14 protein-coding genes are annotated in these 14,705 nt (G+C 71.8%); 9 read left to right on the top strand and 5 right to left on the bottom strand.

Features of this window, described 5'->3' with window-relative positions; translation table 11 throughout:
- The first annotated feature begins 177 nt into the window (after nt 1–177).
- Together ACF1CT_RS09315 and ACF1CT_RS09310 are read left to right on the top strand one after the other, a co-directional pair.
- Entirely contained in the window at nt 178–1,284 is a 1,107-nt protein-coding gene (locus ACF1CT_RS09315; RefSeq protein WP_391783182.1) for a DUF2330 domain-containing protein, read from the top strand.
- A 27-nt stretch (nt 1,285–1,311) separates the two neighbouring features.
- Complete coding sequence (locus ACF1CT_RS09310; protein ID WP_391783181.1) at nt 1,312–1,803, top strand: GNAT family N-acetyltransferase; 492 nt, start codon at nt 1,312–1,314, stop codon at nt 1,801–1,803.
- A 133-nt stretch (nt 1,804–1,936) separates the two neighbouring features.
- Here ACF1CT_RS09310 and ACF1CT_RS09305 read toward each other — a convergent pair whose 3' ends face one another.
- Nucleotides 1,937–2,326 (bottom strand): VOC family protein, encoded by a 390-nt coding sequence (locus tag ACF1CT_RS09305; RefSeq protein WP_391783180.1) that lies wholly within the window; start codon nt 2,324–2,326, stop codon nt 1,937–1,939.
- Between the two features lie 77 nt (nt 2,327–2,403).
- Complete coding sequence (locus ACF1CT_RS09300; protein WP_391783179.1) at nt 2,404–4,506, bottom strand: MFS transporter; 2,103 nt, start codon at nt 4,504–4,506, stop codon at nt 2,404–2,406.
- A 363-nt stretch (nt 4,507–4,869) separates the two neighbouring features.
- Here ACF1CT_RS09300 and ACF1CT_RS09295 point away from each other — a divergent pair, with 363 nt between their 5' ends.
- On the top strand, nt 4,870–5,532 hold the full coding sequence (locus tag ACF1CT_RS09295) for an HAD-IA family hydrolase (protein ID WP_391783178.1): 663 nt from the start codon (nt 4,870–4,872) through the stop codon (nt 5,530–5,532).
- 171 nt (nt 5,533–5,703) lie between these two features.
- Here ACF1CT_RS09295 and ACF1CT_RS09290 read toward each other — a convergent pair whose 3' ends face one another.
- Complete coding sequence (locus tag ACF1CT_RS09290) at nt 5,704–6,438, bottom strand: ABC transporter permease (RefSeq protein WP_391783177.1); 735 nt, start codon at nt 6,436–6,438, stop codon at nt 5,704–5,706.
- Between the two features lie 285 nt (nt 6,439–6,723).
- Between ACF1CT_RS09290 and ACF1CT_RS09285 the strand changes: the two genes are divergently transcribed.
- From ACF1CT_RS09285 to ACF1CT_RS09275, 3 genes are all read left to right on the top strand, one after another.
- Nucleotides 6,724–7,368 carry an HNH endonuclease family protein gene (locus ACF1CT_RS09285; RefSeq protein WP_391783176.1) on the top strand — a complete coding sequence of 215 codons (645 nt, stop codon included), beginning with the start codon at nt 6,724–6,726 and terminating at the stop codon, nt 7,366–7,368.
- Between the two features lie 1,104 nt (nt 7,369–8,472).
- Complete coding sequence (locus tag ACF1CT_RS09280; protein WP_391783175.1) at nt 8,473–8,916, top strand: DoxX family protein; 444 nt, start codon at nt 8,473–8,475, stop codon at nt 8,914–8,916.
- A gap of 422 nt (nt 8,917–9,338) precedes the next feature.
- A complete protein-coding gene (locus ACF1CT_RS09275; RefSeq protein WP_391783174.1) occupies nt 9,339–10,028 on the top strand; it encodes a DedA family protein in 690 nt (229 codons plus the stop codon).
- Here ACF1CT_RS09275 and ACF1CT_RS09270 read toward each other — a convergent pair.
- Together ACF1CT_RS09270 and ACF1CT_RS09265 are read right to left on the bottom strand one after the other, a co-directional pair.
- Nucleotides 10,015–10,239 carry a DUF2277 domain-containing protein gene (locus tag ACF1CT_RS09270; protein ID WP_391783173.1) on the bottom strand — a complete coding sequence of 75 codons (225 nt, stop codon included), beginning with the start codon at nt 10,237–10,239 and terminating at the stop codon, nt 10,015–10,017. The genes ACF1CT_RS09275 and ACF1CT_RS09270 overlap by 14 nt on opposite strands.
- A gap of 114 nt (nt 10,240–10,353) precedes the next feature.
- Nucleotides 10,354–10,788 (bottom strand): hypothetical protein, encoded by a 435-nt coding sequence (locus ACF1CT_RS09265; RefSeq protein WP_391783172.1) that lies wholly within the window; start codon nt 10,786–10,788, stop codon nt 10,354–10,356.
- A 439-nt stretch (nt 10,789–11,227) separates the two neighbouring features.
- Between ACF1CT_RS09265 and ACF1CT_RS09260 the strand changes: the two genes are divergently transcribed.
- From ACF1CT_RS09260 to ACF1CT_RS09250, 3 genes are all read left to right on the top strand, one after another.
- Nucleotides 11,228–12,433: a serine hydrolase domain-containing protein gene (locus ACF1CT_RS09260; RefSeq protein ID WP_391783171.1), complete on the top strand. Its 1,206-nt coding sequence runs from the start codon at nt 11,228–11,230 to the stop codon at nt 12,431–12,433.
- Nucleotides 12,434–12,654: 221 nt separating this feature from the next.
- Complete coding sequence (locus ACF1CT_RS09255; RefSeq protein ID WP_391783170.1) at nt 12,655–13,389, top strand: TetR/AcrR family transcriptional regulator; 735 nt, start codon at nt 12,655–12,657, stop codon at nt 13,387–13,389.
- A 261-nt stretch (nt 13,390–13,650) separates the two neighbouring features.
- Nucleotides 13,651–14,700 (top strand): N-acetylmuramoyl-L-alanine amidase, encoded by a 1,050-nt coding sequence (locus tag ACF1CT_RS09250; RefSeq protein ID WP_391783169.1) that lies wholly within the window; start codon nt 13,651–13,653, stop codon nt 14,698–14,700.
- Nucleotides 14,701–14,705 lie beyond the last annotated feature (5 nt).

Below are 14,705 nucleotides of genomic sequence, written 5' to 3'. Positions count from 1 at the left end.
GACGCGCATGGTGCGGCGGGCGCACATGGCTCAGGACACGCACGGGGGGAGGAGAGTCCGGACGTCGGTACGGGGGCGACCCACGGCGAGGCCGCCACGCGGGCGGTTCGGCCACGGACGGTTCGACCGCAGGTGGCGCGCGGGCGGGCGGCACGCGGGTGGACGGCACGTACGGGGATGGTGCGCGCGCTGTCGCTGGCGCTGCTGCTGGCATCGCTCCAGTTGGGGTCGCTGATCAGCCCGGCGTATGCCTGCGGATGCGGGGTGATGGTGCCGCGCGGGTCGACCGAGGTCTCGGTGGACCGGGAGACGTCGGTGGTGACCTGGGACGGCCGCACCGAGCAGATCGTCATGCGGCTCACGGTCCGCGGCAACGCCCCGGAGGCGGCCTGGATCATGCCGGTACCGCACCGGGCGAGTGTGGAGCTCGGTGATCCGGCGCTCTTCTCCGAATTGGCCGACCTCACCGCACCGGTGCCGACGGCCCGGCACCACTTCTGGCCCCGCTCCGGCGACTGGCCGTTCGACGTGTCGACCGGCGACAGCGCCGCCGCGCCGTCGGCGGGCGCGCCGCCGGTCCGGGTGGTCGGGCGGGAACGCCTCGGCCCCTTCGACGTGGCGCGGCTGGCCGCCACCGACCCGGGGGCGCTGCGGAACTGGCTGGACGACAACGGCTTCGAGCTGCCCGGCCGGCTGGCGACGGCGCTGAAGCCCTACGTCGACCGGGAGTGGGAGTACGTCGCGATCCGGCTCGTCCCCCAGGACGGGAGCGATCCGCTCCGTGGCGATCTGGACCCGCTGGTGCTGCGTTTCGCCAACGACCGTCCGGTCTACCCGATGCGGCTGTCGAAGCTCGCGTCGACGCCTCAGCGGCTGGGTCTGTACGTCCTGGCGGAGCACCGGATGGAGCCGCGCGACGCGATCGGCGGCAGCACACCCGAGGTGACGTACGCGGGCCGGGTCGGCCCCGGGGCCGCGCGGGACGGCGCCGGGGCACTGGCGGCCGTGACGGGCGGGAAGCCCGTGTTCCTGACCGCGATCGAGCAGTCGTTCCCGCACCCGGAACGGATCGACGGCGACCACGAACTGCGCGCGGCGCCCTCCGACGCCTCGTACCGGACTCCGCTGTACCGGAACGAACTGCTGACCGTGGGCGGTGTTCCCGCCTGGCTGCTGTCGGTCGTGGGGGCCGTGCTGGTGGTGGCGGTGGCCACGAGGGCGGCGGCGCGGCGCGGGCGGCGGGGCCGGAGGCCGTCCGCGTTCGGAAACCTGTTTGCGGAGTGATGCGGAGCCCCGGCCACAATGACCCGCATGACCTGGACCGTGGCCCACGAACCCTTCGACTCCCCCGACGCGTCGCTGCTCCGTCGTGACTACTACGCCGAGGTCGCGGGCCGCTACTGGGAGAGGACCGCGACCACGGCGGAGGTCGACGAGGGGCTCGCCGGCGACGGCGCCGACCGGCTCGCACCGCCCACCGGGCAATTCGTCGTCGGCCGATTCGGCGGAAGGGCCGCTGGCTGTGTCGGCCTGCTCGTGGTGGACTCGGACGTCGCGGAGGTGACCCGGGTGTACGTACGGCCCGAGCACCGCGGCACGGGTGGCGGCGGACTGCTCCTGGCCGCCGTCGAGGACGCGGCACGTGCCTTCGGCGTGCGTACGCTCAGGCTGGACACCCGTCACGACCTGGTCGAGGCACGCGGCCTGTACGCCAAGCACGGCTACCGGGAGGTCCCGGCGTTCAACCGGGGGCGGTACGCGGAGCACTGGTTCGCCAAGGAACTCCGGGTACGCGGACGGTAGCCGCCGGAGGACGGCCGCGCGGCCGACGCCCCGGCCGCGGTGCGCGATCCGGACCGGGGCCCGCCACGCGTCATCCGGTACCAGGGGCTCGCCGCGCAGCACCCGGATCAGGGCTCCCCGTGCGTCACCCGGATCAGGACTCGCTGTGCACGATCTGGATCAGATTGCCGCAGGTGTCGTCCAGAACCGCGGTGGTGACCGGGCCCATCTCCAACGGCTCCTGGGTGAAGCGCACCCCGAGCCCGCGCAGCCTGTCGAACTCCGCCCGGACGTCGTCCACGGCGAAGGATGTGGCCGGGATACCGTCCCGGACCAGCGCCGTTTGGTACGGCCGCACCGCGGGATGACCGGAGGGTTCGAGCAGGAGTTCGGTACCGCCCGGGTCTTCCGGCGAGACCACGGTCAGCCATCGGTCGTCGCCCACCGGGACGTCGTGCTTCTTCACGAAGCCCAGCACGTCGGTGTAGAAACGCAGCGCCTTGTCCTGGTCGTCGACGAAGACGGCGGACAGGTGAATCCTCATGGAGTGCTCTCCGGTGGGTCGGGCCCGGGCCATCGGGCGGCGATCGGTACGTACGGTTCGTTCTTCCCCGGCCACCGTCAGGACGTGTCCGCGGGGCGGCAGGACGGACCTGCCGCGTGGTCCCGTCTCGGCTCCGGGCCGTGCGGCTGTTCCCTGCTCGACCCGCTGGTCTCGGCGGTCAGTTCCGCCACCAGCCTGACCAGGTCGGTCGGTCGTTCCGGTCCCCACCAGTCCCCCAGCCACTCGGCCATCGACTGCTCGCGGGCCTCGGCGAGCTTCACCACCACTTCCGATCCGGCGTCGGAGAGGACCAATTGCACTCCCTCGCGCCGGACCAGACCACGTTCCTCCAGCTGCCGCGCCGCTTCGCTGATCACGCGCAGCGGCACGGGTGTGGCGTCGGCGAGCGCGGCCGGTTCGACCGTGCCGTGGCGCCTGAGGCGCAACAGCATCCAGCTCGCCGCGGGCAGCAGGTCGTACCCCGCTCTCCGGGTGATCTTCTCGTACGCCTCGCGGCGCCCCTCGCGGGTGGCGAGCACCGAGAGGGCGCGGGCGCATTCGTCGTACGAGGAACGCTCGACCGGATTGGAGGCCAGTGTCTCGCTGGGTTCCGGGGCGGTCACCGAGCCGCGCAGCCTGTCCTCCTTGAGGAACCAGGCGAAGACGAAGGCGACCAGGACGACGGGGGCCGCGTACAGGAACACGTCGGTGATCGACGTCGAGTACGCGTGGAACACCTGTGCCCGCAGCGCGGGCGGCAACCGGTCGATGGCGCGCGGATCGGCGGCCAGTTGCCCGGCACTCGCGCCGGGCGGCAGCGAATGGCCGGCGAGCACCGCGGCCAGCTTGTCGGTGAGCCGGTTGGTGAAGATCGTGCCGAAGACGGCGACGCCGAACGAGGCTCCGATGGAACGGAAGAACGTGGCCCCGGACGTGGCGACGCCGAGGTCCTGGTACGTGACGGCGTTCTGCACGACCAGTACCAGCACCTGCATCACCAGGCCGAGACCGGCCCCGAAGACGAAGAAGTAGGCGCTCATCTCCCAGGTGCTGCTGGCCTCGGTCAGCCGGTGCAGGAGCAGCAGACCGATCGCGGTGATCCCGGTTCCCGTGATCGGGAAGATCTTCCAGCGGCCGGTACGGCTGACGATCTGCCCGGAGACGGTGGAGGTGATGAGCAGGCCCGCCACCATGGGCAGCATGTGCACCCCGGAGAGGGTCGGGGTGATGTGGTGCACGACCTGGAGGAAGGTCGGCAGGTAGGTCATCGCGCCGAACATCGCGAACCCGACGACGAAACTGATGACGGCGACGAGTGTGAAGGTCCTGATCCGGAACAACGAGGGCGGGATGACCGGCTCCGCCGCGCGTCGCTCCACCTGGACGAAGGCGACCGTCAACAGCACGCTCAGCGCGGCGAGCACGATGACCTGCGCCGAGCCCCAGGCCCAGGTGGTGCCGCCGAGCGAGGCGACGAGGACCAGGCAGGTGGCGACGGCGGCGATGAGGAACGTGCCGAGGTAGTCGATGGTGTGCTTCGTGCGGTGGGCCGGGATGCGCAGCGCGGCGGCGATCACGAGGAGCGCGACGACACCGACCGGCAGGTTGACGTAGAAGACCCAGCGCCAACTGAGATGTTCGGTGAAGAAACCGCCCAGCAACGGCCCGAGAACGCTCGTCGTGCCGAAGACCGCGCCGAACAGACCCTGGTACTTCCCCCGTTCGCGCGGTGGCACGAGGTCGCCGACGATCGCCATCGACAGCACCATGAGACCCCCGCCGCCGAGGCCCTGAAGTGCGCGGAAGCCGATCAGCTGCGGCATGTCCTGGGCGACACCGCAGAGTGCCGAGCCGATGAGGAAGATGACGATGGCGGACTGGAAGAGCTTCTTGCGTCCGTACTGATCACCGAGCTTGCCCCAGAGCGGCGTCGCGGCGGTCGATGCCAGGAGATAGGCCGTCACCACCCAGGAGAGGTGCTCCAGGCCCCCGAGGTCACTGACGATGGTCGGCAGCGCGGTGGAGACGATGGTCTGGTCGAGCGCGGCCAGAAGCATGCCGAGGAGCAGTGCGCCGATCGCCATCAGGACCGATCGGGTGGAGCGGTTCTCCCCGGGGAACGGTTCCGGGGACGGCTCCGGCGACGGTGTGGGGGAGGGGGGACTCGGTTGCTGCGCCATGGAACGTCTCCTCGGGTCCGCTACACCCCCATCCTGTCCGTTCCGCACATTTATGGCCTGCCGAGCGGAACCCCGCCCCCTCAGCCCCGTTCCCCCCTCCGGCCCTCCCCCTCCGGCCCTCCCCCTCCCCCTCCGGCTTGTCCCCCATCCGGCCCGGTCGTCTCCGCCCACCCCTTCCCGTGGCGATTGGCTTTCTCGCACAGGTTTTTGTATCGTGATGGAACAAAGTAGCCTCCGCCCGCCACCCCCTGACCGGCGGGCGAGGCTGCTTGTTCCCCCCACCCCACTCGCTCTCCACCCCGCGCCAGTCCCCGCGTCACGCGTTCTCTCGCGTCACCGCATCCCCGCCCCTGGAGCCCGCCCATGCCGGCCACCGTTCTGACAGCCCGCGCCCTCCTCCTGGACATGGACGGCACCCTCGTGAACTCCGACGCCGTCGTGGAGCGCTGCTGGCGACGCTGGGCGGAGCGCGAGGGACTCGATCCGGCGGCCGTGCTCAAGGTGGTCCACGGACGACAGGGGTACGCCACCATGGCGGTGCTCCTCCCGGCCCGCCCGATGGAGCAGAACCACGCGGACAACCGGGCCATGCTCGCCGAGGAGACCGCCGACACCGACGGCGTCGTCCCGGTCGCCGGGGCGCCCGCCTTCATGGCCGCGATCGCCTCGCTCCCGCACGCCCTGGTCACCTCGGCCGATGAGGCCCTCGCCCGGACCCGGATGACGGCGTCCGGGCTGCGCATGCCCGCCACCCGCGTCACCGCCGAATGCGTCGGTGCCAGCAAGCCGGACCCCGAGGGCTTCCTCAAGGGTGCGGCCGAGCTGGGCTTCGCCCCGGCGGACTGCGTCGTGTTCGAGGACTCCGAGGCCGGCGTCGCGGCCGGGCGGGCGGCGGGCATGCGGGTCGTGGGCGTGGGCCCCCGGGCCGCCGCCCTTTCGCCCGACGCGCACGTCGAGGACCTGACGCACCTGCGGGTGGAAACGGCGGACGACGGCTCGATCCTGCTGCACATCGACGCGCGGTAACCCACCACCGTCCACGCGCCGCAACCCAGCGGCGGGCCCGACCCCCGGCGACCTGGCCCGCGCCGTCGTCCCGTCCCGCCCCGCCCCGCCCCCTGCTGTCGGCCCGGCCCGCACCGTCGACTCGACGCGTACCGCGTCCGCGGCCCGGCCCGCACCGTCGGCCGGGGACGCTCAGTCCCGGTGCAGCCGCCCGCGCGCCACCAGTTCGAGCACGACCGTGACGGCCACCGCCTGCACGGCCATCAGCGCCACCAGCACGAACAACTGCACGGCCCCCGCCTGAACCGGTGAGGCGCCTCCCAGCAGCATGCCCACGAACGCTCCCGGCAGGGTGACGAGCCCCACCGTCCGCGTCTGATCCAGCCCCGGCAACAACGCGTCCGCCGCCGCGGGCCTGGCGATCTCCAGCCGCGCCTCGCGGTCGAGCAGCCCGAGCGCCATGCCGGCCTCCACCTCCCCGCGCCGGACCGTCAGCTCGTCCAGCGCCCGCCGCCCGCCGAGCACGGTCGCGGTCAGCGCGCCCCCGATGAGGATTCCGGTCACCGGAATCAACGCGATGCCCCGCACCGGAACGAGCCCGGTGAGCAACAACAGCGCCACCACCGGCGCAACCCCCACACCGATCGGCAGCGCCGCCCACCACCACGTGCGGTTGCGGGTGACCCGACGCCCCGCGGTCCGTACCGCCACGGCGTACATCACCACCACGAACGCGAGCAGCGGCGGCAGCGAACGCACCACCCAGCCGATGAGCAGGGACACCGCGGCGAGTTGGAGCGCGGCCCGCAATCCCGCCAGCAGGATGTCACGCGACCGGCCGAGCCGGGCCAGCGCGGCGACGACGGACGCCGCCACCAGCAACAGGGCGAGAACGACACCGAGCGTGAGGTTGACAGGGAACAGCACCCCGCAACCCTATGACCGGGCGAACGGGACCGGTCGCACGCGGCGGCCCACCCCGTCCGAACCGGCCTGCCGCCCCGTCGAGTTGCCGACACGTCAGCACGCACGCCCGCGCAGACCCGGACGTACGCCCCCACACTCCAGTCGCCTTCACCGAAACCCTTGATGTGACGTGCCCATGTCGCCACTCTGTTACCTGGCGCCCACCCCACGGAAACCTGGCGCCGCCACGATGACCGGGCCCCACCGGTCACCTGTTCAAGGTCCCCCCACATCAAGGGAGTTCGCATGTCTGGTGTCTACGCGCGTCGTATCGGCGTCGTCGCCGCAACCGCGGCCCTCGCCGCGACCACCGGCCTGCTCGGCGCCCCCACCGCCCAGGCAGCCATGCCCACCCCGGTCGCGGCGTCCACCGCCCGCTCCTATCTGAGCCAGCTGACCGTTGCGGCCGAGGGTTCGATGACCGGCTACAGCCGGACCAAGTTCCCGCACTGGATCACGCAGTCGGGCACGTGCAACACGCGTGAGGTCGTCCTCGAACGCGACGGCAAGAACGTGGAGCAGAACTCCAGTTGCGCGGCCGTCAGCGGCACCTGGTACTCGGAGTACGACGGCGCCACCTGGACCGCGGCCTCCGATCTGGACATCGACCACATGGTCCCGCTCGCCGAGGCCTGGCGATCGGGCGCCAGCAGCTGGACCAATGCGCAACGACAGGCGTATGCGAATGACCTGACGCGACCCCAGCTGATAGCGGTCACGGACAACGTCAACCAGGCCAAGGGCGACAAGGACCCGGCCAAGTGGATGCCGCCGCGCACCGCGTACCAGTGCACGTACGCGCGCGCCTGGGTCCACGTGAAGCACTACTACGACCTGAGCGTCGACTCGGCCGAGAAGAGCGCCCTGCAGTCCATCCTGAACAACTGCTGAGCCCGGCACCGGACCGGCCGCCCCGCCCCGCCCGAACGGAAGGACGTTCGGGCGGGGCGCGCCGTGCCGGCCCGCGAACCGGCCGGGGGGACCGGCGACCGTTTCGGACGGCCCCCCTCCAAAGCCGTGGGCCGCGCCGCCCGAACCGGCGGCCCGACACCCCCGAAACCGCCGCCGCCGAACACACCGTGGCCACGGCCGGGACACCTCACGGCCGCCGGGCGCACCACGCCCCCGGGCGCAGCGCGGTGGCCGTCGGAGACGCCGAAGCACAGACGCACGGGCAGAGGCAACGGCGCGTTTTCGGTCGAGTACGACCGCCGACCGTGATCGTCACCGCACCCACGAGGCCCGCCGAGACGCCCCGCTCGACACCGAACGGCGAAGAGGACCGCCCGGCGACGGAAGAGCCCCTTGAGGAACCCGGTTCGCCTGCCCGTCCCCCCGGTCGGCGGCACGCCGTCACCCTCGCGCCCCCTCCCGGCCACCCGCCGTACGGGACCCGGAACGCGACGCTCCGCCACGAGGCACATCGCGTTGCCGACGGACATCGGACACGGGTCGACGAGAATCCCGGCCCGGCACCCTCCGCGACGTCCCGCGATGCCGGACACCGGCCCGGAGCTGCCGCCCTCCGGCTGACCTGCCCCCCAGCGCGCGGCCCGGCACCCCTCCCCGAAACCGGTGCCTCTCGTTCCGGGTCCGGCCCCCTCGCCCCGAGACCCGATTCCGCCGCGGACGGGAGCCGGGCCCGACAGCGGTCCGGCCGACCGGCGGCACCGCGGACCGCGACAGTCAGCCACTCGGCCCGGGCGGCTCGCACGGCCGACCGGGCTGCATACGCGGCCGACCGGACACGGTTCGAGGGCCATCCCTGACACCGGGCCCTCGTGGCCGGAAAGCTGCGCCGCCATTGGTTCAGGCCAAGTAGGCGATCGAAGGTTCGCAGATGGAGATGGCCACGGCTTAAATCCCAGCCGACAATCGCAGGGCAATTTTCAGCCAGTCGACATAATGTTGAACTTGCAAGTACTGGTGAGGTCTCCCTAACCTGAGGCACCCGATCGGTTCACGTCCCCACCCGACCGAAGGAGCCATCCCCCCATGCACACACGCTTGAACCAGGCTCAGCCCTACGTTCTCGGCCTGTTCCGGATCATCCTCGGCCTGCTCTTCACCTGCCACGGCGCGGCCGCGCTATTCGGCCTCTTCGGCAGCAGCTCCATAGCCGCGGGCACCTGGCCCAAGTGGTACGCGGCAGTCATCGAACTCATCGGTGGCGCCCTGGTGGCACTCGGCCTGGGAACCAGGATCGCCGCCCTGATCTCCTCCGGCTCCATGGCCTACGCCTACTTCACGGTCCACCAGCCCGAGGGCCTTCTCCCGATACAGAACGGCGGTGAGGCCGCGGCCATCTTCTGCTGGATCTTCCTGCTGCTCGTCTTCACCGGCCCGGGAGCGATGTCCCTGGACCGATTGTTCGCCAGGGGCAGCACCGAACGAGCGGAGGACCATGCGCCCGACCGGGCCCCGGCCGTAACCGTCTGACCGCCGGACCCCTCGGCGCGGAGGCCGGTCCCTGCTCTCGGACACTGTTGCCGACAGTGCCCCTTTCCACGGACCGGCCCCCGCCCGAGACCCTCCGGCGCCCCCGAACGGGACCCGAGCCGCCCCTTCCGCACCGCGGCGCGCCGTCCCCCCGGGTACGAGCACCCGCGCCCCTCGAACACACGCGGCCCGCGGCCCCCGGGCACACGCCACCGCCCTCTCGGGCACGCGCGACCCGAGCCCGTCGGGCACGCACACCCGGAACCCACCCTTCCCGTTCCCCGGGCCCACGTGAGCTTCCCAACATCGCTCATAATTATCGATCATCGGATGAACGTCGGGCGTACGCTGTACAGCTGACCCTGCCGCTCCTGCCGCTCCCCTGCGACGTCGCGGCGTTGTACCGGATCGGGGAGTTGGAGTTGCTCGAGAGTGTGGCTGCGCTGACCAGCAGCCCCTGGATCTACGCGGTGGTCGCCGTCTCGGTGCTCCTGGACGTCTTCCTGCCCGTGCTGCCCAGCGGAGTCCTGGTCATCACCGCCGCCACCGCGGCCGCCGCCGGTTCGACCACCGTGGCCGGTGCGGCCTCCGCGGCGAGCACCGCGCAACAGGTACCGCAGGTGCCCTCCCTCCTCGCGCTGATCCTCTGCGCGGCCACCGCCTCGGTGCTCGGTGATCTCGTCGCCTACCGACTGGCCTGGCGCGGGGGCGAACGGCTGGACCGGGCCATCGCCCGCTCCCGCCGCCTCACCTCCGCGCAGGAGCGCCTCGGCGCCGCCCTCGCCCGGGGCGGCGGCATCCTCGTCATCATCGCCCGCTTCGCCCCGGCCGGCCGTTCGGTCGTCTCACTGGGCGCGGGCGCGGCCCATCGCGAGGTCAAGGAATTCCTGCCCTGGTCCGCCCTGGCCGGGGTGGCCTGGGCCGGATACAGCGTCGGGCTCGGCTACTGCGGCGGCCAGTGGCTCGGCGCGACCTGGGTGGGCACGGCCGTCTCCGTCCTCGCCCTGTTCGTGGCGGGCGCGTTCGCCGCCTACCTCATGCGCCGCCCGGCGGCGGAGGCAGCCGCCGCTGCCGCTGCCGCCCAGACGTCCGCCGCGACTACCGCGTCCTGACGGCGCCCCGTATCTCCAGACCGTCCAGCAGTCTGGCGGTCGCCTCGGAGATCTCGTCGACGGCCCGGTCGAACGCCTCCTGATTGTGCGCGGCCGGTGCACGGAAGCCCGATACCTTCCGCACGAACTGCAGAGCGGCGGCCCTGATCTCCTCCTCGGTGGCCTCTTCGGGGAGAACGGGCGGGCGTAGGGTCTTGATGCTGCGGCACATGCCCCCAGTGTGACCCGGGCCACCGACAACGTGCCGCCGCTACCCCGCGGACCGCGCGGCCGGACGGACGACCGGACGCGTACGGCGCTCACGTTCCGGTTGCGGGCGAGCCGCTCAGGCGAGCACCTTCGACCGGTCCACGCACAGGGCCCAGATCACGAAGGTGTCGATGGCGATGGAGATGATCGCCCAGATCGGCTGGTACGGCAGCCAGGCGAAGTTGATCACGAGGCTGACGGCGGCGAGCACCACACCCGTGGCACGGGCCCACATCGCCCCCGCGAGGATGCCCCAGCCGATGATCCCGAGCACGATACCGAGGATCAGGTGGATCCAGCCCCATGTGGTCACATCGAATTTGAACGTGTAGTTGTTGATGCGCGCGTAGACCTGGTCCGAGGCGATGCCGGCGACACCCTTGATCACGCCGAAGACGCCGTCGACGAGGAGCAGGACACCGGCGAACATCGTTCCACCGGCCGCCCACGGATTGTCGTCCCCCCGGTCGGTGGAACGAGCCGGTCCGGGCGTGGTAGCTGAGTGTGCCATGGGGACTCCTTGGCCGGACGGAACTGCGGGTCAGAACCGACCCTGTGCGGAGCCCCGCGGTGCGACCACTCCGGCACCCCCGAACGGGTGATGGCCCATGTGGTGCGGAGCGGCGCACGGTCCCTGCGGCGACGGATCGGCCGACCGGTCCCGACGGGTTCGCGGAGGACGTGCCGGTGCCGCGCGAGGGCGCCTTCCCGGAAACGGGCGGACTTCCTTCCTCATCGGGCGAGCCGCCGCCCTCATCCCGCCATCCCCGCCATCCCGCCGTGTCTCGCCGTCCCGCCATCCCGCCGTGTCTCGCCGTCCCGCCGTGTCTCGTCATCTCAGCATCCCGCCGGTGACCGTCGACAACCTCGCCCTTGCCCGGCGACACCACCGGTGTCACCATTGGTTCGAATTTCGTCCGTATGCGGCTGTGGATCACGAGGTGTGCGCGATGGCGAGCGGAATACGGTGGGCGGCCGCGGCGGCCGGGGTCGCTGCGGCGGGAACGGGACTCGCCTGGCTGTGGCGGCACCAGGACGAGCTGGCGATGCGACGGCCGGTGAACGAGTGGACCTTCACACACATGTCGCTCGTGCTCCCCACGGAGACGGTCGCCCGCTCGGGGCCGGTGCACGAACTGCCGGACCGCCCGCGCCCGCTCGCGGGTTTCCGCTACGAGTTCCGCGGTGCCCGGCGCACACTCGCTGAGCTGCACGAGCGGACCCACACGACCGGTTTCGCCGTACTGCACCGCGGTGCACTCGTGCACGAGGACTATCCGGGGCGGTTCGCCGCACCCGAGCGGCGCTTCCAGCTGTTCTCGCTGTCGAAGTCGGTGACGTCGATGCTGATCGGCATCGCGCTCGACGAGGGCGCGATCGGCTCGGTCACCGACAAGGTGGTGAGCTACTGCCCCGAACTGGCGGGGTCGGCGTTCGACGGTCCGGGCATAGAGGACCTGCTGCACATGACCAGCGGCGCCGGCGGGATCGAGGACTACGAGGACCCCGACGCCCCGGTCAACCGGCTGATGGGCGCCGTGATGGGACGCGGCACGGTGCTGCGGGCGGTCCGTTCGGTGGAGCCGGCCGCGACACCGGGGACGTGGTTCAACTACTCCACGCTCGACACACAGGTTCTGGGCTGGGTGCTGGAGGCCGCGACCGGGATGCCGCTGGCGCGGTACGCGACGGAGCGGCTGTGGAGCAGGATCGGGGCGGAGCACGACGCCTTCTACGGGCTGTCGCGCAGCAGGCCGCGCACGGCCGTCGGCGGCGGAACGTTCAACGCGACGGTGCGGGACCTGGCACGGGTGGGGCTCGTGATGGCGCGCGGCGGGCGGCTCGGCGAGGTCCAGGTGGTGCCGGAGGCGTGGGTCCGGCGCAGCCGCGGCATGGACCTGCCGCACCTGGAGGTGGGCGCGCTGGGCCATGACTTCGATCACTACGGATACGCGAACCAGTGGTGGACGCTGGGCGGCGCGCACCGCGCGTTCACGGGGCTCGGGATCCACGGCCAGTACCTGTGGGTGGACCCGGAGGCGGACGTGGTGGTGGTCAAGACCAGCGCCTGGCCCACGGCGGACGACGTGGAGCGGGAAGCCGAGACCTTCGCGGCCCTGTCGGCGCTGGTCGCGCATCTGGAGGACACGGACTGACGACAGAACGCCCCCGAGAGAACCGTCCCCCCAACCCAACCCCACTCCACTCCACTCCACTCCACTCCACTCCGCTCCACTCCGCTCCGCTCCGGTCCCGCCCCGCCCCGCCCCGCCCCGCCACAATCCGGCCCGCCACAGCCCCGTCCGCCACGGCCCGGGCACGCGGCCTCGCGCACGACGCCGCTGCCCGTCGCGGGCGAGATCGTTAGGATGACCGCATGACGGATCCCGGGACCACGGCCGCGCCGGAGCCCGGGCCCCGGCGCGGCAGACCGCCCAGGGCGGGCCTGTCCCGGGAACGGATCCTGGACGCCGCGGCGTCGGTCATCGAGCGCGAGGGCCCCGATGCGCTGACCCTGCGTCGGCTGGGGGCGGACCTGGGCTCCAACCACACCGCGGTGCTGCGTCACTTCACCGGCAAGGACGACATCCTTCTCGGGCTGACCGAACGGCTGATCGCCGAGGCGATCGACGGCTTCGAGGCGGGCGGGAGCTGGCGCGACACCCTGGCCGCGCTCGCCCGCCGGATGCGCCGGGTGTGCCTGGCGCATCCCCGCATCGCCGTTCTGGTCACGTCCCGGGTCTCGCGCCGCGGGGCCGAGTTCAGTGGCGCGGACACGGTCATCGGCGCCCTGCGGCAGGCCGGATTCGACGACCGGGACGCCGCCCGCTACTACCGGGCCCTCGTCGACACCGCCCTGGCCATGGGCGCGTTCGAGGCGGCGTTCGCCGCTCTGGACCCCGAGGCGCGGGAGGGCGACCGCATGGCTTGGCGCCGCGAGTACCTCGTGGCCTCCCCCGCCCGCTACCCGCATCTCGCGGCCGCCGCCCCGTACTTGGCCGAGGCCGACGAGGACGACCACTTCGAGACCACTCTGGCCCTGCTGCTGGACGCGGTCGAACTGCGTGCCCGGCGCGCGCAAACCGCCGGTTCCGACCCGACGCGGGACTAACCGGAACCACCGGGACGAGTCCGGCCGCCGCGTCGGGGGTATGCATCTCATACGAGCCGCTTGTCGCGCCATGGACGGACCATGTCTGCCCATATGTTGATGAACGGCACGAAGTACAGGGTGACAGCGACGGATTCCACACGGATCGGTCCGTACTTCCGATGTCCGGGTGGAGAGGGGCGAAGCCGGTCGACGAGTCGGCCAACCACGTCATGGACCGGTTCCGGAATGTCGCGTACACCGCAGGTGAAAGGAGAATCCGTGGCAAATCCACTGAGCGCCGCGCAGGTCATATCCGCGCTGCGCGCAGAGGGCGTCCGTGTTGTCGAGGTCGGCAACTGGCGGACGCACAATCGCAATTCGAAGGGTGCGTGGGGGCCGATCAACGGCTCGATCGTGCATCACACGGTCACCAAGGGCACCGCTGCCACGGTGGCCATGGTCCGTGACGGGTACTCATCCCTGCCCGGACCGCTGTGCCACGGAATGATCGCGAAGGACGGCCGGGTGCACATGGTCGGCTGGGGCCGCGCCAACCATGCCGGGGGCGGCGACCCCCGCGTGCTGGAGCAGGTGATCGCCGAGTCGTACGGCAGCCGCCCGACCCCGCCCACGAAGGGCAACGCTAACGGGGTCGACGGCAACGCACGGTTCTACGGCTGGGAGTGCGAGAACCTCGGCGACGGCAAGGACCCGTGGCCCAAGGCCCAGTACGACGCGATCGTCCGCGTCCAGGCCGCGCTGTGCCGCGCGCACAAGTGGTCCGCGAAGTCCGTGATCGGCCACCTGGAGTGGTCGTCGGACAAGGTCGACCCACGCGGCTTCACCATGGTCCAGCTCCGCACCGATGTGGCCGAGCGGCTGAAGCACCCGGCGAGCTGGAGCCCCGGCAAGCCCGCCCCCGAGCCCCCCACCCAGGAGGAGAACGACGTGCCCGATCTGATCAAGCCCGAGGTGGAGGCCGGCGGACCGAAGCTGGCGGCCGGTACGTGGACGCTGCTGCGGATGGCGGCCGACACCGCCTTGGCCCAGGGCCCGTGCCGGTATCAGGTGACCGCCTACGTCCAGGTGACCGGCAAGCCGGGCACGAGCGTGATCGGCCGCTTCCAGGACCTGACCCTGGCCACGAAGCGGCCGTCCCTCGACCTCCCGCAGGACGGCGGCGTCATCCCGGAATCCGGTGTCCTCAACGCGACGTTCACCCGCCCGGGACAGCTCGACAAGAACGTGCAGCTGAAGCTCGAAGTGCAGGCGTCCGCCCCCGCGACGGTCACCTACCGGCTGCTCCGCGGCCTCCGCTGGCCCATCTGACCCGG

This window comes from Streptomyces sp. NPDC014734 (assembly GCF_043083325.1).
In the GTDB taxonomy this organism is placed as follows: Bacteria; Actinomycetota; Actinomycetes; order Streptomycetales; family Streptomycetaceae; genus Streptomyces.
The sequence above is the reverse complement of the archived record's forward strand: the minus strand, read 5'-3'. Positions and strand labels throughout refer to the sequence as shown.